This is a genomic window from Nostoc sp. (assembly GCF_036917395.1).
Taxonomy (GTDB): domain Bacteria; phylum Cyanobacteriota; class Cyanobacteriia; order Cyanobacteriales; family Nostocaceae; genus Nostoc.
The window spans coordinates 56,352-82,462 of the sequence record NZ_JBALDI010000081.1 but is presented as its reverse complement, the minus strand read 5'-3'; the positions used below and the strand labels follow the sequence as shown (position 1 = coordinate 82,462).

The 26,111-nt window shown below is 42.8% G+C and carries 23 protein-coding genes, 2 pseudogenes and 2 riboswitches; of the genes and pseudogenes, 12 read left to right on the top strand and 13 right to left on the bottom strand.

The window, feature by feature from the left end; translation table 11 throughout:
* The first annotated feature begins 248 nt into the window (after nt 1-248).
* The 4 genes from V7K46_RS28935 to V7K46_RS28920 all read left to right on the top strand — a co-directional run bounded on the left by V7K46_RS28935 (nt 249) and on the right by V7K46_RS28920 (nt 5,592).
* Nucleotides 249-2,093 carry a tetratricopeptide repeat protein gene (locus V7K46_RS28935; RefSeq protein ID WP_335119407.1) on the top strand — a complete coding sequence of 615 codons (1,845 nt, stop codon included), beginning with the start codon at nt 249-251 and terminating at the stop codon, nt 2,091-2,093.
* A 946-nt stretch (nt 2,094-3,039) separates the two neighbouring features.
* On the top strand, nt 3,040-3,819 hold the full coding sequence (locus tag V7K46_RS28930) for a class II aldolase/adducin family protein (RefSeq protein WP_335119382.1): 780 nt from the start codon (nt 3,040-3,042) through the stop codon (nt 3,817-3,819).
* 232 nt (nt 3,820-4,051) lie between these two features.
* Entirely contained in the window at nt 4,052-5,152 is a 1,101-nt protein-coding gene (locus V7K46_RS28925) for an LLM class flavin-dependent oxidoreductase (RefSeq protein WP_335119380.1), read from the top strand.
* Between the two features lie 5 nt (nt 5,153-5,157).
* Nucleotides 5,158-5,592: a GlcG/HbpS family heme-binding protein gene (locus V7K46_RS28920; protein ID WP_298912403.1), complete on the top strand. Its 435-nt coding sequence runs from the start codon at nt 5,158-5,160 to the stop codon at nt 5,590-5,592.
* 137 nt (nt 5,593-5,729) lie between these two features.
* Here the strand turns inward: V7K46_RS28920 and V7K46_RS28915 are convergent.
* A pseudogene (locus V7K46_RS28915) lies at nt 5,730-5,831 on the bottom strand (IS4 family transposase); the annotation flags it as partial.
* A gap of 578 nt (nt 5,832-6,409) precedes the next feature.
* Here V7K46_RS28915 and V7K46_RS28910 point away from each other — a divergent pair.
* The gene (locus V7K46_RS28910; RefSeq protein ID WP_335119377.1) at nt 6,410-6,646 is read left to right on the top strand and encodes an HNH endonuclease; all 237 of its coding nucleotides are present in this window, start codon (nt 6,410-6,412) and stop codon (nt 6,644-6,646) included.
* A 96-nt stretch (nt 6,647-6,742) separates the two neighbouring features.
* Entirely contained in the window at nt 6,743-7,429 is a 687-nt protein-coding gene (rnc, locus tag V7K46_RS28905; protein ID WP_335119375.1) for a ribonuclease III, read from the top strand.
* A 58-nt stretch (nt 7,430-7,487) separates the two neighbouring features.
* Here rnc and V7K46_RS28900 read toward each other — a convergent pair whose 3' ends face one another.
* On the bottom strand, nt 7,488-8,678 hold the full coding sequence (locus tag V7K46_RS28900) for a sensor histidine kinase (protein ID WP_335119373.1): 1,191 nt from the start codon (nt 8,676-8,678) through the stop codon (nt 7,488-7,490).
* Between the two features lie 418 nt (nt 8,679-9,096).
* A riboswitch (cyclic di-AMP (ydaO/yuaA leader) is annotated at nt 9,097-9,312 on the top strand.
* A gap of 97 nt (nt 9,313-9,409) precedes the next feature.
* Here V7K46_RS28900 and ntrB point away from each other — a divergent pair.
* The 4 genes from ntrB to V7K46_RS28880 all read left to right on the top strand — a co-directional run bounded on the left by ntrB (nt 9,410) and on the right by V7K46_RS28880 (nt 13,688).
* The gene (gene ntrB, locus V7K46_RS28895; protein ID WP_335119371.1) at nt 9,410-10,261 is read left to right on the top strand and encodes a nitrate ABC transporter permease; all 852 of its coding nucleotides are present in this window, start codon (nt 9,410-9,412) and stop codon (nt 10,259-10,261) included.
* Nucleotides 10,262-10,359: 98 nt separating this feature from the next.
* Nucleotides 10,360-11,802, top strand: coding sequence for an ABC transporter substrate-binding protein (locus tag V7K46_RS28890; RefSeq protein WP_335119369.1), 1,443 nt, complete (start codon nt 10,360-10,362; stop codon nt 11,800-11,802).
* Nucleotides 11,803-11,855: 53 nt separating this feature from the next.
* Complete coding sequence (locus tag V7K46_RS28885; RefSeq protein ID WP_335119405.1) at nt 11,856-12,692, top strand: ABC transporter ATP-binding protein; 837 nt, start codon at nt 11,856-11,858, stop codon at nt 12,690-12,692.
* Between the two features lie 16 nt (nt 12,693-12,708).
* Nucleotides 12,709-12,844: riboswitch (cyclic di-AMP (ydaO/yuaA leader) on the top strand.
* A 223-nt stretch (nt 12,845-13,067) separates the two neighbouring features.
* Entirely contained in the window at nt 13,068-13,688 is a 621-nt protein-coding gene (locus V7K46_RS28880) for a universal stress protein (RefSeq protein ID WP_335119403.1), read from the top strand.
* Between the two features lie 315 nt (nt 13,689-14,003).
* On the opposite strand, the gene V7K46_RS28870 is transcribed toward V7K46_RS28880, so the two are convergent.
* Genes V7K46_RS28870 through V7K46_RS28855 form a run of 4 tightly spaced genes read right to left on the bottom strand, consistent with a single transcriptional unit; the run spans nt 14,004 to nt 14,957 of the window.
* Nucleotides 14,004-14,216: a high light inducible protein gene (locus V7K46_RS28870; RefSeq protein WP_335119367.1), complete on the bottom strand. Its 213-nt coding sequence runs from the start codon at nt 14,214-14,216 to the stop codon at nt 14,004-14,006.
* A 45-nt stretch (nt 14,217-14,261) separates the two neighbouring features.
* Nucleotides 14,262-14,474: a high light inducible protein gene (locus V7K46_RS28865; RefSeq protein WP_335119365.1), complete on the bottom strand. Its 213-nt coding sequence runs from the start codon at nt 14,472-14,474 to the stop codon at nt 14,262-14,264.
* Nucleotides 14,475-14,519: 45 nt separating this feature from the next.
* Nucleotides 14,520-14,732 (bottom strand): high light inducible protein, encoded by a 213-nt coding sequence (locus tag V7K46_RS28860; RefSeq protein ID WP_335119363.1) that lies wholly within the window; start codon nt 14,730-14,732, stop codon nt 14,520-14,522.
* A gap of 45 nt (nt 14,733-14,777) precedes the next feature.
* Entirely contained in the window at nt 14,778-14,957 is a 180-nt protein-coding gene (locus V7K46_RS28855) for a high light inducible protein (RefSeq protein WP_335119361.1), read from the bottom strand.
* Between the two features lie 506 nt (nt 14,958-15,463).
* On the opposite strand from V7K46_RS28855, the gene V7K46_RS28850 reads away from it, so the two are divergent.
* A complete protein-coding gene (locus V7K46_RS28850; protein ID WP_335119359.1) occupies nt 15,464-18,580 on the top strand; it encodes an MFS transporter in 3,117 nt (1,038 codons plus the stop codon).
* A gap of 68 nt (nt 18,581-18,648) precedes the next feature.
* Here V7K46_RS28850 and V7K46_RS28845 read toward each other — a convergent pair whose 3' ends face one another.
* From V7K46_RS28845 to V7K46_RS28830, 4 genes are all read right to left on the bottom strand, one after another.
* Nucleotides 18,649-19,479 carry a dienelactone hydrolase family protein gene (locus tag V7K46_RS28845; RefSeq protein ID WP_335119357.1) on the bottom strand — a complete coding sequence of 277 codons (831 nt, stop codon included), beginning with the start codon at nt 19,477-19,479 and terminating at the stop codon, nt 18,649-18,651.
* A gap of 160 nt (nt 19,480-19,639) precedes the next feature.
* The gene (locus tag V7K46_RS28840) at nt 19,640-20,161 is read right to left on the bottom strand and encodes a hypothetical protein (RefSeq protein WP_335119355.1); all 522 of its coding nucleotides are present in this window, start codon (nt 20,159-20,161) and stop codon (nt 19,640-19,642) included.
* Nucleotides 20,162-20,164: 3 nt separating this feature from the next.
* Nucleotides 20,165-20,683: a hypothetical protein gene (locus V7K46_RS28835; protein ID WP_335119353.1), complete on the bottom strand. Its 519-nt coding sequence runs from the start codon at nt 20,681-20,683 to the stop codon at nt 20,165-20,167.
* A 273-nt stretch (nt 20,684-20,956) separates the two neighbouring features.
* Nucleotides 20,957-21,580, bottom strand: a complete 624-nt coding sequence (locus V7K46_RS28830; RefSeq protein WP_335119351.1) for a class I SAM-dependent methyltransferase — start codon at nt 21,578-21,580, stop codon at nt 20,957-20,959.
* Between the two features lie 96 nt (nt 21,581-21,676).
* Here V7K46_RS28830 and hemH point away from each other — a divergent pair, with 96 nt between their 5' ends.
* Nucleotides 21,677-22,843 (top strand): ferrochelatase, encoded by a 1,167-nt coding sequence (hemH, locus tag V7K46_RS28825; protein WP_335119349.1) that lies wholly within the window; start codon nt 21,677-21,679, stop codon nt 22,841-22,843.
* 74 nt (nt 22,844-22,917) lie between these two features.
* Here the strand turns inward: hemH and V7K46_RS28820 are convergent, their stop codons facing one another.
* From V7K46_RS28820 to V7K46_RS28810, 3 genes and pseudogenes are all read right to left on the bottom strand, one after another.
* Nucleotides 22,918-23,490: a DUF4126 domain-containing protein gene (locus tag V7K46_RS28820; RefSeq protein ID WP_335119347.1), complete on the bottom strand. Its 573-nt coding sequence runs from the start codon at nt 23,488-23,490 to the stop codon at nt 22,918-22,920.
* A 720-nt stretch (nt 23,491-24,210) separates the two neighbouring features.
* The gene (gene purB, locus V7K46_RS28815; RefSeq protein WP_334874979.1) at nt 24,211-25,506 is read right to left on the bottom strand and encodes an adenylosuccinate lyase; all 1,296 of its coding nucleotides are present in this window, start codon (nt 25,504-25,506) and stop codon (nt 24,211-24,213) included.
* 40 nt (nt 25,507-25,546) lie between these two features.
* Nucleotides 25,547-26,098, bottom strand: a pseudogene (locus tag V7K46_RS28810) (DUF421 domain-containing protein).
* Nucleotides 26,099-26,111 lie beyond the last annotated feature (13 nt).

Genomic DNA, 26,111 nt, shown 5'->3' with positions numbered 1-26,111 from the left:
AGGGTTTCAGCCAATGTTTTTCAGGCTGGAGATCGCGAGTAGTCGCGCTCACAGGAAAGTCCATCCAGAACCGAGATAAATGAGCGGCAAATCATCAGCTGATTTCGGCGGATTGCGTTTCCTAGTTCAAAGAAAGGCTGATAAAGCTTCTGGAAAACTTTTGAACTACTGAAATTCCCGATTTTCCCCACTCCTGCACCTCTGTCAAGACTAGAATTAGAATTGACGTGACGTTCTCTATAGCCAAAGTGTCAGAATCTCTGCCGTTGCGCGATCGCTATCTTGCCTTAATCGATGAAATTGTCGAAACCACCCTCAAGGGCAAAATTAGCTCTGTTGATATGGTGTATCAAATGCTGCTTAAAGGAATCACTTCCGGTACAGGAGAAGTCTTTGAGCTAGCTTTGAGCGATCGCCTGAATGCTCTTCAAAGCCAAGTAGATAGTGAAAAAGACGAACTCAAGAAAGGCAAGGCGACTCGGAGTTTGAGAGCCATTAAAACCATTCAAAGTCAATGGCAGCGCTGGCAAGAGCAAAACAAAGCCACAGAAGCGATCGCCTCCGCAGTTACAGAAATTACCACATCTGCGGCAGACGAGCGGCTGGCGGCATTTATCCGGGTTACTGACCCCAATCAGAAGTATCCGCTAAATTTGCAACAGTTACAGCAATTGTCAAAAGCATTACAGCAATTTGCCCAGGCAGATTCTGATTTAGAACAATTTTCTGAAGGTATTACCCGTGGTTTAGCTTCTTGGCAGCAATTGCAAGACAACTTGCTCAGTTGGATGTATGAACAAAAAGAATCTTTAGGATTTGGCGGTGTACCGGGAGAACGTGGCCCTTGGGCAAGTTGGGCTAAACAACTCAATAGTGAATTACCCCAAGCACTGCTTCGCACCTTGGCTATGGAAGAATCGGCAATTGAGTTTGCCCAGCGACAACGGGGAATCACCCTCAGAGATTGGGTGGAAATGGCATTGATTTTACAGTACTTGCAACGGGGACTAATTAACTGGTTTGACCAACAAGCTTACGATGTTAAAGCCGGGCCAAAGTTGTCAATTTCCACTTTTTTGACCTTTGCAGTGATTTGGAGTCAGTTAGCAAGTGGTTTTGGCAGCATTGGGACAGTGTACGGCGATGCCTGTTCTCAAATTATGCTCCAGATTTTGCGAACCTTTGCCCAACGTCCGTATTTTCCCTTTTACGGCGGGATTTTTGCCTCTTTTACTGGCACTTATTTGCGAGATGCCCTAGATTATTTGGATGAACCCCTGCGACGAGGTGAGGGAACCCAGGAAAAGGCGCGAATTTTGACACTTTTAGGCTATTCTCAGCGTGCTTTGGGACAATATCAGCGATCGCTTGATTTTCATCAGCAGGCACTGGAGATCGCCAGGAATGCAGGCGATCGCCCCTGTGAAATTGCCAATCTCAACCACCTCAGCCGTACCTACGTGCAACAGCAAAATTATCCTGAGGCAATCAACTACAGTCAACGAGCATTAATACTGAGTCGGCAAGCAGGCGATCGCACAGGAGAAGCCAACGCGCTGGTAAATTTAGGTTACAGCGAAGTCATGCAGGCTCAGGAATTGGAAAACTTAGAACCCGAAACCTATGAAGCCGCAATTAACTATTTGGAACAAGGTTTAAAATTATCAGAAAAATTAGGCGATATTCAAAGTAAAGCCTTATGTGTCAGCAGCTTAGGAATTGCCTATTTAGTAATTGGACAACACCAAACGGCAATTAAATATCTAGAAGATGGCTTTAAAACAGCGCAATTTTCCGGCGATTTGTATCTGCAAGGGCGGAACTTAGCTTATTTGGCAGAAGCTTATTATCATCTACAAAATTCGGAAAAAACCGTTTACACAGGCTGCTTGGGAATGTATCTTTTAGAGCAAATTGCTTCTAGTGAGTGGCATCAACCGGCAGGGTTACTGACAATTTTGCAAGGACAAATAGGGGCAGAAGCTTTCCAAAAGTTCTTACAGCAGCATCGCCCTAAAATCATTGCGATTATTGGTGTAGATGGGTATGATCACATTCCGCAATTGTTAGAAGAATATAAACAAGATATGTAAACTAGTAAGTTTATTCAGGTTTAAGAAATGAGACATTAACTCGTTCCCAGTCTCAGACTGGGAATGCCCTTCATTGAGGCTCTGCCTCCCTTACTTGCGACTTATGCCGCAATGAGCAGCATTTCCATTCGCTACAAATTAATGAAATGCTGTAGTTAGTAATTTTGAGACTTCTCAAGCGATGCTAACTGCTCTAATAACTGACGTACTGACAACATAGAGATTGATAAACTTGAAAACTCTTGCGTATTGTATGTTACATGTGCCTTTACAGTTATAATAAATTACTTTTAAACCGCAGAGGCACAGAGGAGGGCAGTTGCATGGGCGGGTTTCCCGACTTGAGCAAACTGCCCGTAGCGCTGAGAAAAAACAAGAGATTTTACGAGTCATCTTGAAAGGACTAGTCCTAGTAATAACCGAAAAAACCGTGCCTATTTTACCGCCGTAGGCATCGCAAATTTCAGCGATCGCTCCACAGCTTAACGAATCGCAACAGTCTGCATACAACAGAGATAACATTCCCCTCAAGTATATTTTCCAGCAGAACTCCATATTGAGCTTGCTTATTTAAATGAACTGTGATAACTTCATTGTAGTTTAAACAACTGTAAACATATTGACTTACCGTAGTTTATTTGATAGTATCACTACTCTAGTTAAGAAATTTGTTGTTACTAGGTAGTTTAAAATCTGATATCAAGTAATTAGTAACGTATTTACGGTTATCAGCTAAAAGTTATTTGTAGCGTTGTCCACTGGACATTGATTGAACAATACGTATTTGGAGTGGTAAAAACTGCGATCGCCTATTGAGCCATAACCATAAATAATTTGTTGTCTCGCTAGTTTAATGGTGAAGCGATGTCTATACGACAAACCTTGACGCTCCCACCAGCAGTGAGGCAGCACCGTCTACCTAATTCATACGTAGGAGTTGAAAATTATGGTGCAAACTTCTCTCGTCCGCCCCAGCAATCCGTTTCAACCACCGACCTTCGTCTCCATTGAATCGGAGCGTCGCCATCGCCAAGAACGCTTGGCAGCAGCCTTTCGGGTATTTGCACGTTTAGGTTTTGCTCAAGGATTGGCAGGACACATCACTGCCCGTGATCCCGAACTTACGGATCACTTTTGGGTCAATCCCTTTGGGATACATTTCAGTCGCATTCGGGTATCAGACCTGATACTAGTGAATAGTGAAGGTCAGGTAATCCAAGGTGAAGGCAAAGTAAGTCAAGCAGCGTTTGCCATTCACTCTCAAATCCATGAAGCCCGCCCTGATGTCATCGCAGCGGCTCATGCCCATTCCTTCTACGGCAAAACTTGGTCAACTTTGGGTCGGTTGCTTGACCCAATTACCCAAGATTCCTGTGCTTTCTACGAAGATCATGCTCTATTTGATGATTTTACAGGCATTGTATTGGAGACAAGTGAAGGAAAACGCATTGCTCAGGGACTAGGCAAAAGCAAAGCTGCGATTTTACGCAACCACGGAATATTGACCGTGGGACACAGTGTGGATGAAGCCGCTTGGTGGTACATCAGGTTAGAGGATACTGCTAAGGCGCAATTGCTAGCAGAAGCTGTAGGAAAACCCATCCTGATTGACCACGACATTGCCTTAAAAATACAACAACGCGGTGGTACTCACCAAGCAGGCTGGGGTGGATTCCAGTATTTGTGGGATGAAATTACCCACGACCAACCAGACTTATTTGATTAGGTATTAGGTATTGGGCATGGGGCATTGGGCAATTCAATTTTGGATAATGGAATTGATGATTTTAGATTACAGCAGAATTCAAGTATTTGAACCACATCTGTCGTAGGGGCGCAAGACCTTGCGCCCCTACCGCGTGGTCTATTTACCTGAAAATAGCTGTAAATTTCAATTCTTTAATCCAAAATCTAAAATCTAAAATTCTTACTCCCCAACATTTTCAGGAGAATTAATTATGCCAGTTGAATTTATTGGATTGATCCGGACAAAACCAGCTTCAGAATTAAATAGTGGAGGAGGCAGTCTGGGCGATGACATCATTGATCCAGCTTATGTTCGTGAATTTGCCAAAGCCCATGAAGAAGGAGGTTTTGACAAAGTATTGATTGGCTATAGTTCTAGTAGCCCTGATGGCTTGACTATTGCTAGTTTTGCAGCTTCAGCAACCGAGCGATTGGGCTTTTTGATTGCTCATCGTCCGGGTTTTGTAGCTCCAACTCTGGCAGCTCGCAAGGCAGCTACCCTTGACCATTTTACAAACGGTCGGATAGCAATACATATTATTACCGGTGGCAGTGATGCTGACCAGCAGAAAGATGGCGACTGGCTGGATCATGACAGCCGCTACCGCCGCACCGATGAATATTTAGAAATCCTTCGTCGCATCTGGACAAGCGACACTCCCTTTGATTACGAAGGTGAATTTTACCGCCTCAAGGATGCTTTTTCAGCGATCAAGCCGCTGCAAAAGCCCCACATCCCGCTTTACTTTGGTGGTGCATCTGGCCCAGCCGTACAGGTAGGAGCTAAACACAGTAATGTTTACGCCTTGTGGGGTGAGCCAATTGCCGCAGTTAAAGAACGAATAGCAGAGGTACGTGCTGCCTTACCACCTGGTCGTTCCATTCGCTTCAGCGTCTCTCTGCGACCTATTCTTGGTGCTACAGAACAACAGGCTTGGGAGAAAGCACATAGCATTTTAGCGCGAATTCAAGACTTGCGAGGAGGGGCGAAAATAGCTACCCCAGCTAGACCCCAAGCGGTAGGGTCACAACGTCTGCTGGATTTTGCAGCCAAAAATGAGGTTTACGATAAGCGTCTATGGACACCGATCGCAGCAGCTACTGGTGCGGCAGGCAACACTACAGCTTTAGTGGGTACACCAGAACAAGTAGCAGAGGCTTTAGTTGATTACTACGATGCAGGTGTGACTACCTTGTTAATCCGGGGCTTTGATCCCCTAGAAGATGCGATCGCTTATGGGCGTGATGTCATTCCTTTAGTACATGCAGAAGTCGCACGGCGAGAACGGCAAACGGTTGGAGTCGGGAGTTAATAATCATGGTACAAACATCTGCGTCTACTAGAACTGTTGAATTAATCACAGTTGATACGGCACTAGCAGCTGCTAAAGCTGCTTTAAAAGAAAGCCGCAGTCTGGGAGTTGGCGTATCTATTGCTGTTTACAACTCGTTTTTGACTCTGATTGCCTTTGTGCATGGTGATGGGGCAACTCCCCATAGCATCGAAACCAGCAAACGCAAAGCCCAAACCGCTGCTTCAATCCGCCGCCCCACTGGGACATTCTCAGATAACCTAGCAGTGGCATTACCCTTAGCATCTGGAAATTTGTTAACCAATCTTGGGGGTGGTCTGCCTATCCGTTTTGGTGGCGTGCATGTGGGAGCCATTGGCGTCGGTGGTGGCACTGTTGAGCAGGATATCGCGATCGCTAAAGCAGCTATTGGTGCGATCGGTGCTGACCCCATTGATTAACCATAGAGTCGAATAGACAATCTCCAGAAATTAAATATAGCTTATCCAGAACCCTTGTAGAGACGTAGCACTGCTACGTCTCTTTTTTCACCAGATGTCTAATTCGATTTTTTTAAAAAATTATGCATACTCGTTCAACTATTATCCAGTGCATAAACTAACCAACACTCAACAATAAGACGATTATTCAAAACTGGATAATCATTTTTAGGCAAAGGGGTAAGGATATTTTTTACAATCTGGAAAACCTAATTTATAATCATTATCTTTAAAAAGTTAGCCCAAATTTCAAAATATCTTCGGCTATTTTGATAGCAGATTTCTTAATATTCAACACTTCTGCATAGATGATTTTTTAACTTGATGGATATGGGCGATCGCTGACGAATCTTCATGAATAACTATATTGACATCTAGCATCCTTTATACTAAGGTGTATGTAAGACAGCAAAATAACCGCACTCTAAAGCGCAGGTTTTTGGTGTTGTCTCAGCAGCAGAATTCCTAGTTTCCTGCCGAGCTTCGTGTCATCCCTTCGGCTGAATATTCAGCCCAATGTCAAGTCAACTGATTGACTGGACTTTCAACAGGAAGACAAAATGTTTGGGTAGATTTTCAGGGGAAAGGATGACGCGAAACTTGCTAGGAAACTAGGAATTCTACGGCTGAGACTTAAACCAAACGAAAGCGTAAATAGCGAATTTTTTATCGAGGGAGATTCATTTTTGATAAATTCCCTCAACAGAAATTCGTTAACCCTAAATGCGTAATATTCCAATGCTGTTGTAAACAACAAGCAAAATGGAACATCGATAAAATGAATACCAAACAAAAACGTAATAAGAAGCAGCAACTTAGTGATTTTTATGGCTCTAACTGTTGGTGGTGTCGCCAAAATATACCACAAGAGAGGCTGACGATTGAACACCTTTTACCCAAGAGTCATGGCGGCTCTAATTCTTTTGAAAACTTACGGCTTTCTTGTTTTCAGTGTAATAACGCTCGTGGAAACAGTCTCTATCCACCTGTTTGGATTAAGAATGACTGTTTCTAAGTAGCATCTCAATTTTATTAGGATTTTATCTTCTAGGGTGGGCAAGATGCCCACCTTTTCCATTCAATTAACTACCAAAAAGAGGAAAATGTAAAAATGCACAAACTTCTAATATTCCATGATGAAAAACTTCTCCGCCGTTCGCTTACCCACCGTTCTTATGTCCATGAAAACCCTGGAGAAGGCGAACATAATGAACGCTTAGAGTTTCTTGGTGATGCTTTGCTGAATTTCTTGAGTGGTGAGTATCTATATAATTGTCATGCAGAAATGGGAGAAGATGAATTAACGCGGCGGCGTTCGGCGCTGGTAGATGAGAAGCAATTGGCAAAGTTCGCCGAGGAAGTCGGTTTAGACTTTAGGATGCGGTTAGGAAAAGGCGCAATTCGAGACGGAGGCTACCAAAATCCTAATTTGCTCAGTAGCACCTTTGAAGCAGTCCTTGGTGCTTACTATTTGGATAAAAATTCAGATATTGAAGCAGTTCGCGCAATTATAGAACCGCTATTTGATTCTGTAGATCCTAAGCATATAGTTGTGTCTCGTTCTAATGTAGACTCAAAAAATCGCTTTCAAGAATGGGTGCAACGTAACGTTACCCCAACTCCTCCTAAATATTTCACAGAACACATAGGAGGCCCTTCTCACGCGCCAGAATTCATAGCAAAAGTATTGGTAGATGGAATAATTTACGGGGAAGGTAAAGGACGCAATAAGAAAGATGCAGAGAAAGCTGCTGCTGAGGATGCGCTAGCTAAGTTAAAAAAACAAGGTTTATTGTAAAAATGTTTTTTGATTTCACGCAGAGGTGCAGAGAAAAATTTTACGTCTTGGCGCGAAATCAACTCTCTATTTCTAAAGGCAAAATTACCGTAAAGGTAGAACCAACTCCCACTTCAGATACTAGGTTAATTGTACCTTGTAGTAGTTTCACCAAGCGGGAAACGATCGCTAATCCCAATCCTGTGCTATCAGGGAGATAGGGACGATCGCTAAAACTGACGCGAAAGTAGGGTTCAAATATCTGGGCTTGGTTTTCGGGTGCAATGCCAATTCCAGTGTCACAAACTGCGATCGCCCATCTCTGGTTCTCCAACACCTGACACATTATAATAACAGTACCCAACTCTGTATAGCGAATCGCATTACTGATAAGATTTGTAGCAATTTGTTGGAATTGAAAAGAATCTGTGATTAATTCTTTGGGAGCGCGATCGCAATCTACTACGATTTTTAAATTTTTCCCAGCAGCTAAAGGTTCCAACATTTCACACACATTATTGATTAATTCACGCACATCGGTGGATGCTAGGTGAAGCTTTATCTGTCCTGCGTCATACCGCGAAAGTTCTAATACATCATTGATCAGGTGGAGTAATTGTCTACCATTGCGTAGTACCCGCTCAATATGTTCTAAATTGGCAGAGGTGTCCTTCACCTGTGTCTTTCGTCGTTGTTGGCGTAAAAACAGATCCGAGTAACCAATAATGGAAGTTAGAGGATGTTTCAATTCGTGGGCTAGTTGCGAAAGATACTCTTGATTAGCGCTAATCAAGCGTGTGAGTTCCTGATTATGGATTGTTAGTGATGACTGCAACTGCTGTAATTCTCGCAACCGCTCCTCAACATAACTTTTGAAACACCGAGCGATCGCTTCGTCTATAATAGCGTCAATCAAACGCATAGAACGAATTATCTCTACAGGTGTTCCGTTCAAGAAATCTGGTTGTAGAGCATCAAATATTACTGTTCGCAACAAATGATATTCTCTAGCAATTTCTGTTGGATCAAAACCTTGTTCAGCTCGAATAGTCCCATGCTGAAAACTGGCAGTAACTATTGACTCAATATCATTATCCTGAGATTTTGAAAGCACCGTTACCATTGCCTTCAAAACATCAGGGATATGATCTTTTACCGCTGTATAAGATAGGTCATCAGCACTTTCAATCCGTCTATCCTTGCGAACTGCTGCAATCCATTTATCTATGATGGTGTCCGTTTTTTCAGCCAGTACTTGACTAAAATCCATTTTGTTAAATTCAGCTAAGAGATAGATGAGTAAACTTCCATATGCAATTAGTTTAGCTAGTGCAGTGGTCTTTAACCAAATTAAGCAATTTAGTTCACCTACCAAAAGGAATACATTTCATTTTTTTATTTACTAAATTAACCATTTGTATCTAAAACTTGTAAAAAATAATATTTATTAAGAAATGTTAAAAAAGCAGGTAACGAACTTGATGCCTGACTTAACTATTGTTGTTTAGCTGGCTGTGCAATGAGTTTACTCACAACGCAGCTAAAATTATAAAAAATTATAAATTTTATTAATTACCGAAAAGCAAAGGTAAGCACTTAATTTAGGTATTGAAATAAACAACACTTATCATAATACAGTTGGCTTTTACTGAGCATTGATGTTATATTGTTGATAACTACTATCTATTAGAGTAAGTCAGCCTAATCCAGCGTGTTACAGTGCATAACGCTGGAGCGGAGGAACCAAATTGTGGGGCGTATCTTAGAGAAAGTGAAAAGTTGAGAGTGAGGAGTTAGAAGTTATTAATATTTAACTCATAACTCATAACTCATAACTTTCTTCAGAAGGGCATCTCTCAGCCCTAGCCCGTCAGCTAACTTCGTAGGCATTGAGAGGAGACTGAAGAGACGGCATTTTTATAATGTTCCGATCTCATCGGTGTCCAAGGCTGGTACTGCTCGGATTTTTTGTACCTGCACTTAAATCTGTTGAGGTCGTAAATGATATTTCAACTAAATTTGGCAGCGATCGCAGTGATCGCTGGGCAAGCTGCTTGGAAAAAGGCAAAACCTGTCATCCTTAGAGATGTCTTCTTTCTACCTGTGTTGGGCTTCTTGGGAATAATTGTGTTGTGGTGGATTGTCTCACTTGCCAACCATGAATTGATGCCCACCCCACCAGAAGCGCTAGTTGCTAATCTAGACTACATCTTAAATCCCTTCTATCAAAGAGGCCCCGGCAACTTAGGAATTGGTTGGTTGTTGATAGCAAGTCTGCGCCGGGTATTACTGGGCTTTTTATTAGGTGCAGTAGTAGCGATTCCTCTGGGGTTTCTAATTGGCATGTCCAGACCGGCAATGCTAGCGCTCAATCCGATCATTCAAATTTTTAAACCCGTATCGCCCTTAGCTTGGCTGCCCATCGCCTTAGCAATTTTCAATTTAGCAGATCCTTCCGCCATTTTTGTCATCTTTATTACCTCTTTATGGCCGACAATTATTAATACCGCTTTAGGAGTTTCTAGCGTTCCTAAAGATTATTTAGATGTGGCACGAGTGCTAGAAATGCCCCGTTGGCGACGAATTACAAAAATCATCTGGCCTGCAAGTTTGCCCTATATTTTTACAGGTTTACGAATTAGTTTAGGGATAGCTTGGCTAGTAATCGTCGCGGTGGAAATGCTTACAGGCGGTATTGGTATCGGCTTTTTTGTCTGGGATGAATGGAGTCGCTTAAACCTGAGTTCAGTCTTTTTAGCTGTGTTGATAATTGGCTTAACTGGGTTAATTCTGGATTACGCCGTGGGCAAAATCCAAGAATTAGTAACTCGCCGCCCTACAGCTTCTAACTGATTAAATTTTTTCGGATCAAGATGCATAAGACGCTTTAACTTTGCGCCTTGGCGTTAGCCTATCTTACAACCAAATTAATCACCAATGGAGCTACAAGAATGGGTGATAATAACTGGACTCGACGAGACTTTATCAAAGGAATAGGAGCAACCACAACGGGAATAGCGCTGTCCTCCTGTGGAATTTCAGGAGATAGATCCGCCAAAGGACTAACTGAAGAAGCCTTAGCTGTTCAACCAGTAATTAGATCTCAAGACCTAGAAAAATCCGAGATCACCGTTGGTTACGTTCCCGTTAATGATTGTGCGCCATTTGCGATCGCCTGGAAAAAAGGTTTCTTCCGCAAATATGGTTTGAACGTCACACTCAACCGTGAAGCCAGTTGGGCCACCTCCCGCGACGGTTTAATTTTTGGTCGCCTAGATGCTTCACCCGTAGTATCTGGTGCCGTCACCAACGCCAGAATTGGTGCCGAAGGCGCACGCCATGCCCCCTTGTGTGCAGCCATGACCATTCACCGCCACGGTAACGCCATGACAATGAACAAAGCCATGTGGGATTTTGGGCTGCGTCCGTGGTATGAGTATCAAGAAAAATATGGTGATGGTGCTTTGGAAGCCTTTGGACGCGATTTCCGAGGCTACTTTGACCAGCAGCCGCCAGAACGCAAAGTTTGGGCAGTTGTTCTAAGTTCTGCCATTTACGAATACTTTGTCCGTTACATATCTGCCGCAGCTGGTGTTGATCCGCTAAAAGAGTTTCGCGTTATCATCGTTCCCCCGCCCCAAATGGTAACAAACGTGCGGATTGGTGCAATGCAAGCTTACATGGTTGCAGAACCCTGGAACACAAGGGCAATAACAGGTAATGAAAACATCGGCTTTACCTTCGCACAAGGTAAAGAAGTCTGGTTAGGACACCCAGATCGACTTTTGGGGGTGATGGAATCTTTCATTGAAAAATATCCCAAAACCTATCGTTCCTTGGTGAAGGCGATGATTGAAGCTTGCCAGTATTGCAGCAAAGTAGAAAATCGCCAAGAAGTAGCTGAACTGATAACAGACCGTTCCTTTACAGGTGCAAGACCTAAAAAGAAAGATGCCCCAATAGCGAAGTTTACTAGTCCCGGAATTATCGGCAACTACAACTATGGCGGCTTTGATGGCAAAGACCGCACCATCAAAGCCGCTGACACCACGATTTTCTTCGATATTCCTGACAACCTTCCCAAACAGCCAGGAGAACACTCCACATTTTTGTGGAGATCAAGAAGTATCTGGTTGATGACACAAGCAGCGCGGTGGGGACAAATTAAGAAATTCCCCAAAAATGCTGAAAAACTAGCTGCACAAGGTTGGAGAACAGATTTATATCGGGAGATAGCATCTGAAATGAACATCAAATGTCCCAAAGATGATTACAAGGTCGAACCACCAGAAGTATTTATAGATAAGAAAGGCTTCGACCCCAGCGATCCTGTGGGTTATCTGAATAGTTTTGCCATCAGGGCTAACGCTCCGAATAACTTTTTCATGTCTTAAATTTCAAGTTCAAATATTGACTGATGACTAAATTATTTCCGGAGCATTTGATGATGGAATATACCTCATTACCTATTAATACCCAGAGCGAAGTTCTGTCCCGCCCTGGATTTTTAGAAATTGAAAATTTAGTCAAGTCTTATCCGACACCTGATAAAGATAACTTTGTCATTTTAGATGGGGTTAATCTGACGATTGGTGAAGATGAATATATTTCTGTAATTGGTCACTCAGGTTGTGGAAAATCAACTCTACTAAAGATAGTAGCTGGGTTAGAAAAAGCCACTTCCGGCTCAGTCAGGCTAGATGGACAAGAAATTCGTCAGCCAGGAGCCGAAAGGATGGTGGTATTTCAGAACTATTCGCTGTTACCTTGGTTAACAGTACGAGAAAATATCCGTTTAGCCGTGGATGAAGTGTTAAAAAATGCTAATCGGGCTGAAAAAATTAGCATTGTAAATCAGCACTTGGCAATGGTAAACTTGACGGCGGCGGCTGACAAATATCCTGATGAAATTTCTGGAGGTATGAAACAACGAGTAGGTATTGCCAGAGCTTTAGCAATTCGTCCGAAAATGTTGCTGATGGATGAACCTTTTGGGGCACTAGATGCACTAACTCGTGGCAAATTGGAGCGGCAAGTATTAGATATTTGGGAAAATAATCGGCAAGCAGTGATGATGATTACCCACGATGTAGATGAAGCAATTTATATGTCCGATCGCATCGTATTAATGACCAATGGCCCAGCTGCTAGTATAGGGGAGATATTAGAAGTTCCTTTTGAGCGTCCACGCGATCGCGCCGCCATGCGAAACTCAAAAGAGTATTTTGAACTCCGTAACCACGCCTTAAATTTCCTTGATCGATATTTTGCCCAAGACGAGTAAATTAGATTATCATTTTTTTAGTGGGTAGCCTAATTCAAATTCATGAAAGCTGGATTTGGAACGGAGGAACCAATGTTTGGGGCTAATCTTACGAGAGACACCTTCCAGTCTTAGCCCGTCAGCTAACTCCGTAGGCAATGGAAGGAACCCCCAAAATTTTGGCTGTAATACAGTTATTATTGGGGTTTCCTTGACTGATTTAAGATTTGAAATTTTGGTTATCGTCACTCAATCTGAAATCCAAAATCGTTCGACTGAGCGACTTTTGCCGAGCAAAGCCGAGGTAAGCCGAAGTCCAAAATCCAAAATTTGTCCCCCTGCTTCTCATTGTAAATTCATTTCATTGGGAGAAGTAAAGCTGTGCAAATCAAGCCAATGTTAGCACGTCTGCAAAGTGCTACAGGTCGAAATGACTTAATTGAACAAATGGTACTATTGCCAGAACCAAAGAAACCTTTTTCTAAAAAACCTCAAATAGAAAAAGCAGTTAACTTAATTGTTGCCTATGACGCATCTCCTAACAGTCATACGGCATTAGATATTGCCTTTTGGATTGCCCATCAAACGCGTTTAGCCACTAATGCAGAAGTCACAGTTCAAGCCGTTTATGTGGTAGAAGACAATCAAAGCAGCCAGTATTCAAACATCTTCAGCTTTCCAAAACAACAGCCTTCATTAAAATGTCAAGTCAGTGAAATATCAAAGTCTGTCACACAGGTATTAACTCAACCAAAATTGCAGACAGTGGTAACTCCCCTGCAACAAGCAGATATAATTCTTTGGCAAGCCCGGAGTCTGGCTGAAGAATGGCAGGGTTCTTTTAAATCTCATTTACGGTTTGGCTGCATTTCCACAGAACTTAAGAAAGTTGTTGAATCAGAAGCTGCCGATATTCTGTTTCTCGGTTGCCAATCTATTAATCATCCGATGATTGAGGCATTAAGTTCTAATTTCCCCTGCGCCGTTTTAGGTATTCCCAGTTGTATTGATGAATAATCGCTGTTTATAATTTCAGTAATTTTTATCAAATTGTAATCATATATAAGTCACCTATAACTAGGTGGCTTTTTTGCTACTATATAACCAATTCAATTTTGGGAGGAGTCCAGCCAAGCAGAAAAGCATTACGATCTACGCGGTTGTAAGCTTTAGCAACAGGTGGTAAATTGAGATAAAAACGAGTTCCCATTTACTCCTAATACCAATTCTTTGTGAAACTGCACGAAACAAGCTTGGTAAGACGAACAAGGGGCAAAATCCCCTTGTTCTAAAGCTACCTCAAAGGTAATCGGTATAACTCTTTAGTTGTCACTAACGTTGAACGAGGTGTAGCACATCGCGCAGGACGCTATAACCGGCTAAGTCCCACAGTAAATAGGCAAGAAAGCCAATAGCTGCCAAGCGACCATTCCAAATTTCGGCTTGAGGAGTCAAGCCAAACAGAAAAGCATTGCGATCTACGCCGTTGTATTCTGCCGCAACAGGTGGTAAATCAGTAGAAGGACGAGTTTCTTTAGTTGCCATTTGTTTCTCCAAAATTTAGTAACTTTTTAGGTGTTTAATTTCTATTTAGTAGCCAATCAAATGTAAAACATCGCGCAGGACGCTATAGCCGGCTAAGTCCCACAGTAAATAAGCAAGAAAGCCAATAGCTGCCAAGCGACCATTCCAAATTTCGGCTTGAGGAGTCAAGCCAAACAGAAAAGCATTGCGATCTACGCCGTTGTATTCTGCCGCAACAGGTGGTAAATCAGTAGAAGGACGAGTTTCTTTAGTTGCCATTTGTTTCTCCAAAATTTAGTAACTTTTTAGGTGTTTAATTTCTATTTAGTAGCCAATCAGATGCAAAACATCGCGCAGGACACTATAACCGGCTAAGTCCCACAGTAAATAGGCAAGAAAGCCAATAGCTGCCAAGCGACCGTTCCAAATTTCGGCTTGAGGTGTAAAGCCAAACAGAAAAGCATTGCGATCTACGCCGTTGTATTCTGCTGCAACAGTTGGTAAATCAGTAGAAGGCCGAGTTTCTTGAGTTGCCATTTGTTTCTCCAAAATTTAGTAGCTTTTTAGGTGTTTAATTTCTATCTAGTAGCCAATCAGATGTAAAACGTCACGCAGGACGCTATAGCCGACTAAATCCCAAAGTAAATAGGCAAGGAAGCCAATGATTGCTAAACGACAGTTCCAGATTTCGGCTTGAGGTGTCCAGCCAAACAGAAAATAATTGCGATCGCAACCATTACCTTGTGTTGCAATTACTGACAAATCTCTGTCTGGAAGAACAAGTTGCCATCTTTGTTATCCTTAACAATTCGTTTGTTAACTTTAATGTACCTGTTAATAACTAAATTGCTTTCTGTCTGTAGGCACAAACTACAGGTACATAATCAACTACATATTGGTATAGATAAATCCACCCTAAGAGGGTGATAAAAATCAAAATGTAAAGAAATGTAACTTTTTAGTAATTAAACTATAATTACAGAAAAATAAATCGTTGTGATTAAGCAATTAAAATTAAAAAGTGGCAGCCAATAATTAGCCAGCTTTTTAAGTTCATACTGAACATTTTCATAGTTAGATAATAAAAGTTATATCTTTTGCTGGATATAGTTTTCAGCCTTTGGAGAGATGCTTGAAACAGCTAAAGTCTACGATTGTGAGCTAAACAGAGTTAGGTATTGCAATAGATACAGACATAATCGATACTAAGAGTTGCTTCTCAAGAAAATCTTAATTCCCCAAATTTAAACTTAGTAGAAGGAAATACAATGTTCCAAAGTACGGAAATCATAGTGGGACTTTACAAACCACTATTGTGGTTAGCACAGATTCAAGGAGAATCCTCAAACGTCACGCCAGCACAGGCATCGGTTCTCACTTCTGGGCCACGCTTTTTTGTGGCTTTAATCTCCGGCGTGATTTTAGCCTTTGCTTTCCAATTAGTTCTAACTAATCTCTCGCTTGCAGCCGGTATTTCCTACCTGGGGCACTCATCTGACTCGGATTCCGATTCTGGGGAAGTCGGAAGTTTGGGCGGCAGCATTCGCAAAATCGGCACCGCAGTGGGGATTTGGACATTAGTCACTGTGACGATCGCCTTATTAATCGCTTCTTTTCTGGCGGTGAAATTGAGCCTGGTAATTTTAGACCCAGCATTGGGAGCGATTCTCGGCTTGGTAATTTGGGGTGCTTACTTTTTAATCCTCGTTTGGGTAAGTTCCACCACCGTAGGTTCCTTAATTGGCTCAGTCGTCAATACGGCAACTTCTGGTTTTCAGGCGATTATGGGGACAGCCACCGCTGCACTAGGCGCTAAAGCTGTCAATAACCAAGTTGTAGCGACGGCTGAAGCTGCCGCTAGCGCTATCCGTCGGGAACTAGGGAGCGCCATCGACCCTACAAGTATCCGGGAGAACATAGAGGATTACTTAGAAAAGCTCCGTCCCCCAGAGTTAGATTTGTCGAAAATTCGGGGTGACTTTGAAAATTTACTCAACGATCCACAATTAAAAGCGATCGCTGGGACTTCAGATATTCGCAACATCAACCGTGAGAAGTTTATCGAGTTAGTCAGCAGTCGCACCGACCTTTCCAAAAAAGACGTTAGCCGCATTGCTGATACGTTGTATAAAGTTTGGCAGCAAGTGGTGAGTCAGCAATCACCCACCCCAGACGGTCTGGCTGAGTTAATGGATTATCTAAAATCAGTTCCAGCAGGACAAAGCAAGACAGATGAACTCAATGCCAAACTGGATCGGTTAGTAGCAGAAAAGCGTGATTCCAAACAAGCTGACCAAAAGGCGGCTCCAGGGTTAATTCAAAGTACACTCCAGCAAGGACTATCTGCCTTAAGCGCCACTGTGTTGGGACGGACAGATTTGCCTGATTTGGATGTGGAAAAAATCTTGCGTAGCCTTACCACTGCCAAAGATAAAGTCACTCAACAAGCAGATAAGCTAGGGTTGCCAACACCTTCAGAACCCTATAGCCCAATTCGGGCTGATGTCGAAAACTACCTGCACAACACTTATGCTTGGCAACTAAGTCAGGAAAAAATTGCCCAAGAATTTCGTGATGTCATCTACGATCCAGCTGCTGATTCAGGAATAGTCAAGAGAGAAGTAGAACGACTATCCAGCAACGATTTCGTCAACATCCTGCAACAGCGGGGACTACTTACCCAAGCCCAAATTCAGCGGATTGCAAATCAGCTGGAAGCTGTCCGCAAAGAGGTGCTGGTGACAGTGACAGCTGCTGAAGAAAGAGAGATAGTCCAAGACTTGCAACGGGCAGTGGAAAGTTATCTGCTCGTTACCCCAAAAGCAGATTTGACAGCCGAAGGCATTGAGCAGAATTTTAAACCACTGTTGCAAGACCCAGAGGCAGATTATGAAACCCTGACATTGCGACTGGCGCTGGTTACACGTCAGGAGATTCGGGAGATATTGCTGCAACGTAATGATGTCCAGCTATATGAAGTAGACAGCATTCTGGATGAGTTTGAAAAACAACGCGATCGCGTCTTGGTAGAATCCAAAGGATTAGCAGAACAGGCACAATATCAAGCAGAAACCCTGTGGCTGAATGTAGAATCATATCTGCGTAATACAGGGAAATCAGAACTGAATCCTGATGCCATCCGCGCGGAGTTCAAAAAGCTACTGGAAGATCCTCAAGCTGGAATTACCTCAATTCGGGCCCGCTTGTCTCGCTTTGACCGCGATACCTTAGTGCAATTGTTGAGTCAGCGGCAAGATTTGAATGAAGATCAAGTTAATCAAGCCATCAATGCTGCTGAGGAGTCGTGGCATAGTATTCGCCACACACCGCAAGCTGTTGTGGAAAAAGCCAAAGAGCAATACGACTCTGTTACCACCACGATCACAGATTATCTGCGGAATACTGGTAAACAAGAACTGAACCCAGAAGGTATCCAGCGAGATTTGACCAGATTGTTTGAAAATCCCAAGGAGGGAGCCGTCGCACTGCGCCGTCGGTTGTCGCAGGTAGACCGAGATACACTGGTGAAGTTGCTCAGTCAACGCCAAGACTTAAGTGAAGAACAAGTCAATGAAATCATTGATTCTACACAAACTTCGATTCGCAACTTTGTGCGTGCGCCTCGTCGTCTAGCTACCCGCACACAGCAAAGAATCGAAACATTCAAAGGTAATGTGGAAGAGTATCTGCGGCAAACTGGCAAAGAAGAACTCAATCCAGAAAGTATCAAGCGCGACTTGCAATTATTGTTGCACGATCCACGAGTTGGGGTGGAAACTTTTAGCGATCGCCTTTCCCATTTTGACCGTTCTACGATCATCGCCCTGCTAAAAATTCGGGAAGATATTTCTGATGAGGAAGCGGCACGGATTGCCGATAACATGGTGTCCGTAAGGGATCAATTTGTAGAACAAGTGCGGAACATCCAACGAGGCATTCAAGATGCAATTGATGGGGTTTTCGGCCGCATCCGTAACTATCTTAACTCTCTGGATCGCCCGGAACTTAACTATGATAGTATCAAACGCGATATTCGCACAGTTTTCGACGATCCTCAGGCGGGGTTTGATGCCCTACGCGATCGCCTATCTTCTTTTGATCGTGAAACCCTAGTGGCAATTATGAGTTCTCGTGAGGACATCTCTGAGGAAGATGCCAACGGCATCATCGACCAAATTGAACGGGCCCGAAATACAGTATTGCAACGTGCAGAACGCATACAGCAAGAAGCACAACGCCGCCTAGAACAGGTGAAGCTTCAAGCACAGCGGCAAGCTGAAGAAACCCGCAAAGCCGCAGCTACAGCCGCTTGGTGGCTATTTGCCACAGCATCCGTTTCCGCAATTTTCTCTGCATTAGGAGGAGCGATCGCTGCAAAGCCATAGTTTAACAAGTTTTCTCCGCTAAATTTTCAGCCTCCTATACCAGGAGGCTTTTTTTATATTTTGCAGACTTACACGCCATGCTCCTTAAACCATGCTAAAAGACGTTTCCAACCTTCCTTAGCTTCTTTCTCGCGGTAAGAGGGGCGATAATCGGCAAAAAAAGCATGGGGTGCATCGGGGTAGACGATAATTTCAGATTTGCTACTGCTGGACTTGAGGCGATCACGCATTTGCTCTACTGTATCTAAAGGAATACCCGTATCCTTACCACCATAGAGTCCGAGAATGGGGACTGTCAGTTTTGATGCAATATCAATGGGATACTTCGGCTGAAGTTCGGTAGCATCGCCCACCAGTCGCCCATACCACGCCACACCTGCCTTCAGTTTCGGATTGTGTGCTGCATACAACCAGGTAATGCGACCGCCCCAGCAGAAGCCTGTAATCGCCAATTTATTGGCATTACCCTTAGCTGATTTCACCGCCCAGTCTACCGTGGCATCGAGATCCGATAACACTTGGGCATCTGGCACTTTGGCTACAATTGGGCGAATTTCGTCTGTACTGCTTAATTTCGAGACATCCCCCTGACGAATGAATAATTCCGGTGCGATCGCCAAATACCCCAACTGAGCAAAGCGACGAGTGATATCCTGAATATGCTCGTGGACTCCAAAGATTTCTTGGATCACCAAGACGATGGGGAAATTATCACCCCTTGCAGGTTCTGCTCTATAGGCAGGAATTTCCCCATCTTTAACAGGAATTTTCACCGCACCAGCTACCAACCCCTTGGCATCAGTGGTGATGACTTCGGCAGAAATGGGTTGCACAGCCAAGGCAAAACCCGTCGCCACACTGGCTGTTGCAATAAATTTGCGGCGTGTTATTTCTTTCATCAGAATTGGCGAAAATTTTATTGTTGGTTATCCGTACAGTACTATAATGTAAATACTACGGTTATAGCAATCAGTTTACCGTGATATTGACTTTGTTTGCTACCTCATCGTTCTCTGTAGTTAATTTTATTGCTTTGCCTGTATACAAATAGCGATCGCCTTATTTTTCACGATTTATCCAATCTTCTCCACCAGCTAACTGAGTGAGATAATCATCCATAATCGCTGGTAAATCCTTTGGCGAATAAGTATATGTTAAAGCCAGTAAACTAGTGGCTGTAGTTAAAATCTGGCTTTTATCTAGCATTGCTGACAACTGAGAGCGACTAAATTTGCCATTTATCACTTCCTCACTAGCATCAGCGATCGCATCTTCAATAACTTCCTCTTCTATCAAATTCTCCCATTCATCTAAATTAAGATAGTAAGATGTTTTATTATCTTTGATATTCAGTTTTTTAATTTCTCGGATTGAATTACGAATAGAATTTGCCCATGAACCAGTTAATCGTTGTTCTACTTGGTTTTTAATCAAATGAATTAGTAGAATCCTTAAATAAGCTTGGACATTTCGCAGGATAGCTTGTTTACTCATGCCTTCTAATTCATCAACAATTGCCAAGGCATCTGCATAACGTCCTTCCAAAATACTCTTTCTGAGGTCTATTAGTTCTTGGGTCATTTTTTACCGCCTACCTGCTTTCCAATCTTCTCCACCGGGTAGCTGAGTTAAAGTTTCAGCCACAACTGCGGGTAACTCCTTAACTGAATAAGAATAAGTTAGCGTCAAAAACTTCAAAGCAGTCTGAATAATCTGATTTTTATCTACCATTTCAGTAAGTTGGAATTCGTTGTAAATTCCATTCAAAACTTCCACACTAGCATCAGGCACTGCTACTTCTATTTCATCTTCAATATAAATATCCCATTCGGTTAAATTGATATAGTATGAGTTTTTATTGTCTTTGAGATTGAGTTTATTAATTTCTATAAGTGAATTCCGAATAGAAGCTACCCAAGAATTTGTTAATCGTTGTTCTAGTTGGTTCTTAATCAAATAAATCAGCAGAATCCTTAAATAAGCTTGGATATTTCGCAGAATAGCTTGTTTACTCATCCCCTCTAATTCATCAACAATTATCAAGGCATCTGCGTAACGTCCTTCCTGAATATAAGTTCTGAGGTTTATTAATTCCTGTGTCATTTTTATTAACCTCAAAATTTCATCATCCTAATTTGAATATAACAATTACCCCTGTTTCATTGATCAGGTAGATATCTTAATCATTAATAAACTCACAACTTGCACTAGTCCCCAAAACCGCCTCAAAATTCATTCTGAGGCTCATAGCTCAAGTTTTCTATAAAAGACTGGGTAAAGGTTGTAGTCAACTTGAGTAGACTTGCGCTATAAGAGAAGAAATTTATTTATAGGCGGAATATGGGGCAGGTGCAAGATATAACTAAAGCGTATCCTTCACCTCTTCGCCTGTATCACTTGCAAACTACCACCAGAATATAAAGTGGGTTCACTCACTTCAAACCCTGTCTCTGCCAATAATCCAGCTAAATCAGTTTTCAACAATTCCCAAGCTGTCTCCGTTTCAAACAACAGCAAAAACACTGACACACCGGGCCAAAATATCGGATTCGTCGGAGCATGAAAATCCACCAGCGTAAACATCCCTCCTGGTTTCAGCACCCGATAAACTTCACTAATAATTTTTCGCAATTGCTGAGGCTGCATTTCGTGTAATGCAACGCTGGTATGCACCACATCAAACAGATTATCTGCAAATGGCATATTCTCAGCAAAAGCTTCGATATAGGAAGCTAATGGTACATTTTGCCGTGCCCGTTGCAAAGACTTGGGTGAGGCGTCCAATCCTGTTACATTTTGTGAAAATTTTACCAAAAATTGCGTCGTTTGACCACTGCCGCAACATAAATCTAAGACCTGAGTTTCTGAGTGAATTATTAAGCCTTGCAAAGCAAGTTGCCGAAAATGGGCTTCACCACCTACACTTAAGGCTGCTAAACGAGAGATACCATCATATAGCCACTGATAGCGGTAACTCCAATCCCTTAAAATTGTTGCCATTGCATATTTCCTTGCTATTAAGCTTTATTATTTAATAAAGATATATATTGTTAACATTAGTAAAAAACCTGAAAAGATTGGGGGAAAGTAACTGCTATGGGTCGTGTAGGCGTCTTATTACTCAATCTCGGTGGCCCTGATAAGCTAGAGGATGTTGGGCCGTTTTTGTACAACCTATTTTCCGATCCGGAAATTATTCGCCTACCATTTCGCTGGTTGCAAAAGCCCCTAGCCTGGTTTATTGCCTCGCGGCGACTCAAAACCTCTCAAGAAAATTATAAGCAAATCGGTGGTGGTTCCCCACTGCGCCAAATTACAGAAGCGCAAGGGGAAGCTCTAAAAGAACAGTTGGGTTATTTGGGGCAAGAAGCCAATATCTACGTGGGAATGCGTTATTGGCATCCCTATACAGAAGAGGCGATCGCACAGCTTACCCAAGATAATATAGAAAACTTGGTAATCTTACCACTATATCCCCAGTTTTCTATCAGCACCAGTGGTTCTAGCTTCCGGCTTTTAGAAAAGCTTTGGCAAGAAGACCCAAAGCTTCAACACATTGATTATACCGTCATTCCTTCCTGGTACAAACAACCAGGCTACCTCCAAGCAATGGCGGAACTTATAGCCCAAGAACTCGAGCAGTTTCCTAATCCAGATGACGTTCATATATTCTTCAGTGCTCACGGCGTTCCTAAAAGCTACGTTGAGGAGGCTGGCGACCCTTACCAGCAAGAAATTGAGGAATGTAGTGCCCTGATGATGCAGACCCTCAATCGGCCTAATGTCCACACCTTAGCTTACCAAAGTCGCGTCGGCCCAGTAGAATGGCTCCAACCCTATACTGAAGATGCCCTGAAAGAACTAGGCGCACAAGGTGTGAAGGATTTGGTTGTCGTGCCAATCAGTTTTGTCTCAGAACACATCGAGACACTGCAAGAAATTGATATTGAGTATCGGGAAGTAGCAGAAGAATCAGGAATTCACAACTTCCGTCGCGTTCCTGCTCCCAATACCCATCCAGTGTTTATTAATGCACTTGCAGACCTGGTGATTGATGCGCTGAAAAACCCCAGTTTCAAGCTTTCGCAAGCTGCCCAAATGAAAAAAATGGTGAAAATGTACCCCCAAGAGCGTTGGGAATGGGGTCTGACTAATAGCGCTGAAGTCTGGAATGGTCGGATTGCCATGCTGGGCTTCATTGCCTTAATCATTGAGCTGATTACCGGTCACGGGTTCTTGCATATGATTGGGCTTTTGCAGTAAAAGGCATTGGGCATGGGGCATTGGAAAACTCTTCTCTTGTCCCCCGAAGTTGTGATCTAAGGAAGCCTGATACTTCAGACTTCTCTTTTAGTCCGCGATGCCCTATGCTTTATGCCCTTGTGATACCAGTCATACCACTGTTTCGCGCTACGAACTGCAAACCAGAGCAGTATTAAAGCAATTAATCCTCCTTGCGAGGGAGCACTAAAGGCAAAAAGTACTAGAGCTACACACAAGGTATCTTGAAGAAAGACTGCCCACAAAGGTAAGCCACGTAACCGATAGAACCAACCAACTTGAACTAGCTGGAGTACTAAAGCTAACAAACCCCCAATTAAGGCAATTAGCCAGTTTGGCGTTGCTGTTGCAGAAGCTACTCCTAACCCCATAATTGCTCCAACGAGGGGGGACATAAATAATTCAACCAGTTGTAGCAATCTTTGCCCCCATAGCTTTTTTGAGGCTAATAACTCAATTAAAGACCAACAGCTGAGGCAGCCTAATAAGATTGGTGGAGAAATGTGAGACAAAATTGGAACTTGTGACCATAAGTTACTACCCTGCAACAGTCCGATAATCAGCAGAGGTGTACCTATTCTCATTCCTGCTGCCGCAGAGGCAGAAAGTGTGGCTAGGATTTCAATCATTAGGGCACTTAGAGTGCTAGGTGAGCAAGTATTTGTTGTTTATACTACCCACTGCTGGTAATAATTCCAGCACTGAACTAAAATTTGTCGGACTTACGCAATACATTTATTCGTTGAGGTTGGGCATGGGGCATTGGTTAATTTTCCATGCCCTATGCATGACCAATGTCCAGCTTAAATACTTGATTTTTAGTTGCTCAAGCGTAATATTAAGTTCGGGTGATTACTTATAATAAAATCTATCAATGTAGGTTGGGTTGAACGGCAATTTTCTTATGAAGACTATCGAGCAAGACTTAGTTAAGTAGCAAAAATCAAATCAGAATTTGACTTGGGGAAAGGTTAATGCTTAGTGCCTTGTGGTTTTTGAATTGTCGTTGTGAGAGACAATAACTCTACTACATCAGCCCTCTCTCTTCATCCTCTTCTTTTGGCGAAGGTATTGTTATCAAATTAAAATTCGCTGTATTCCCTACAAAAGCTCCATTTATGAGTATAAAAGACTCATCGACAAGTCTAATTAATCGCTTTGTAACCCGCGTATTGCTCTGCATAAGCCAAAGGCTATGCGGGTAAAGCCTCGTGTAGATCAGCCAAGGCTGTGTGTATTTTGCCTGCGTTGAGGCAACTGGTGTGCGGTTTTTTACCACCAATTTCAAGTAAATAGGAGTTATACTAATTCGTAATCCCCTATGAACCCATGCCAATTACCAATTAAAGCTAAATACCCAACCTTTGGTAAACCTCTTCTAAATGCAGGAGATGCTGTTGGGGGTCAAAACTCACCTCAATTTCTGCTGGGGACAACTTTTGGGTAACACGAGAGTCTTTGCTGATTAAGTCGTGAAAATTGCCTTCTGGCTTATTCCAAGCAGCATGAGCGTTTTCTTGAACGATCGCATAAGCCTCTTCACGGCTGCTTCCCTTGTCTATCAAGGCAAGTAGCACTTTTTGGCTGAACACAACGCCACCATAGGAGTTGAGATTCCGTTCCATGTTCTCAGGATAGACCAATAGGTTTTTCACCAAGTCGGTTATTTCTATCAACATAAAATGTGTCAAAGTACAAGCATCTGGCAAAATTACCCGTTCTACAGAACTGTGGGAAATATCCCTTTCATGCCAGAGAGCCACGTTTTCCAAGGCTGCACCTGCATGACTTCTGACGAGTCGTGCCATTCCCGTTAGCCGTTCCGAACGGATGGGATTGCGCTTGTGTGGCATCGCTGAGGAACCTTTTTGACCTTTGGCGAAGAATTCTTCAACTTCCAGAACGTCTGTTTTTTGCAGATTGCGAATTTCTACAGCAAAACGTTCGATGGATGCCGCTACCAAAGCTAATTGTTGCACATAGTCAGCGTGGCGATCGCGGGAAATAACTTGTGTTGAGGCCGTATCGGGTTTGAGTCCGAGTTTTTGGCAAGCGATCGCTTCTACACGGGGTTCAACATTCGCATAGGTTCCTACTGCACCAGAAATCTTACCCACGGCAATAGTTTGGTGAAGAATTCTCAAGCGTTCTTGGTGTCGCAACACCTCTGCTAACCAGCCAGCTAGCTTGAAACCAAAAGTAATCGGTTCAGCGTGAATACCATGCGATCGACCAGCCATCACTGTATGACGATGTTCTTGGGCTTTTTGGCGAATTACCTGAATCAAATCTTCCAGACGTTGCAATAATATATCCAGGCTGGCAACCAATTGCAGTGCTAAAGCTGTATCCAAAACATCCGAACTGGTTAAACCCAGGTGAATGTAGCGTCCGGCATCACCTACATATTCATTGACATTTGTCAAGAAAGCGATGACATCGTGGCGGACTACAGCCTCAATTTCCAGTACCCGCTTCGGGTCAAAATCTGCCTTGGCTTTAATTTCCTCAACCGCCTGAGATGGAATGTAACCCAGTTCAGCTTGAGCCTCACAAACAGCAATTTCGACTTGCAGCCAAGTTTTTAGCTTATAGGCTTCACTCCACAGATTAGCCATTTCGGGCAAAGTATAGCGCTCAATCACAGTTCGGCACAGAATACAACCGTCATATTTTACAGTCTAATTAATGTAGATCACTTTTTAGTGCTGCTTTTTGCTCAGGGACGGAACTAGTTTTTGAATTTGAGGTAATGATACTAATCCTACCGTCAGCCTCTATATATGCAAACTTCACATCTGCTAAAAATTCCACACCTTGCTGACGTAACTTGCTCATCAACTCATCCTCTGTAATTAACTCTCGTTACAAATGACGTTGGATCATCCGACCATTTTTTACCAGTAGCAGCGGTGGCTGATTTATAAAACGTTGGAACTGGGGTATTTTGTAGCCCAACCAGTTCAGCAAATAGCTCCAAAAAATCACAGTTCCTACCAGAATAGCGCCCTCAGTAATCGATGTATAATTACTTGCCATAGCGTTTTGGGCAGCTTCAGCAAATAGTACAACTACTAGTAAATCACTTATTCCTAGTGTTCCTAGTTGTCGACTAGGAAGGAAACTTAGCACTGAAAATAGTGCTAAATATACCAGCGAACCACGGATAATCAACTCCAAGACACTGATGCTAGGAACAAAGATTGACTGCCAATTGATAAAAAACCATTTTTCCATTAGCACTGATTTT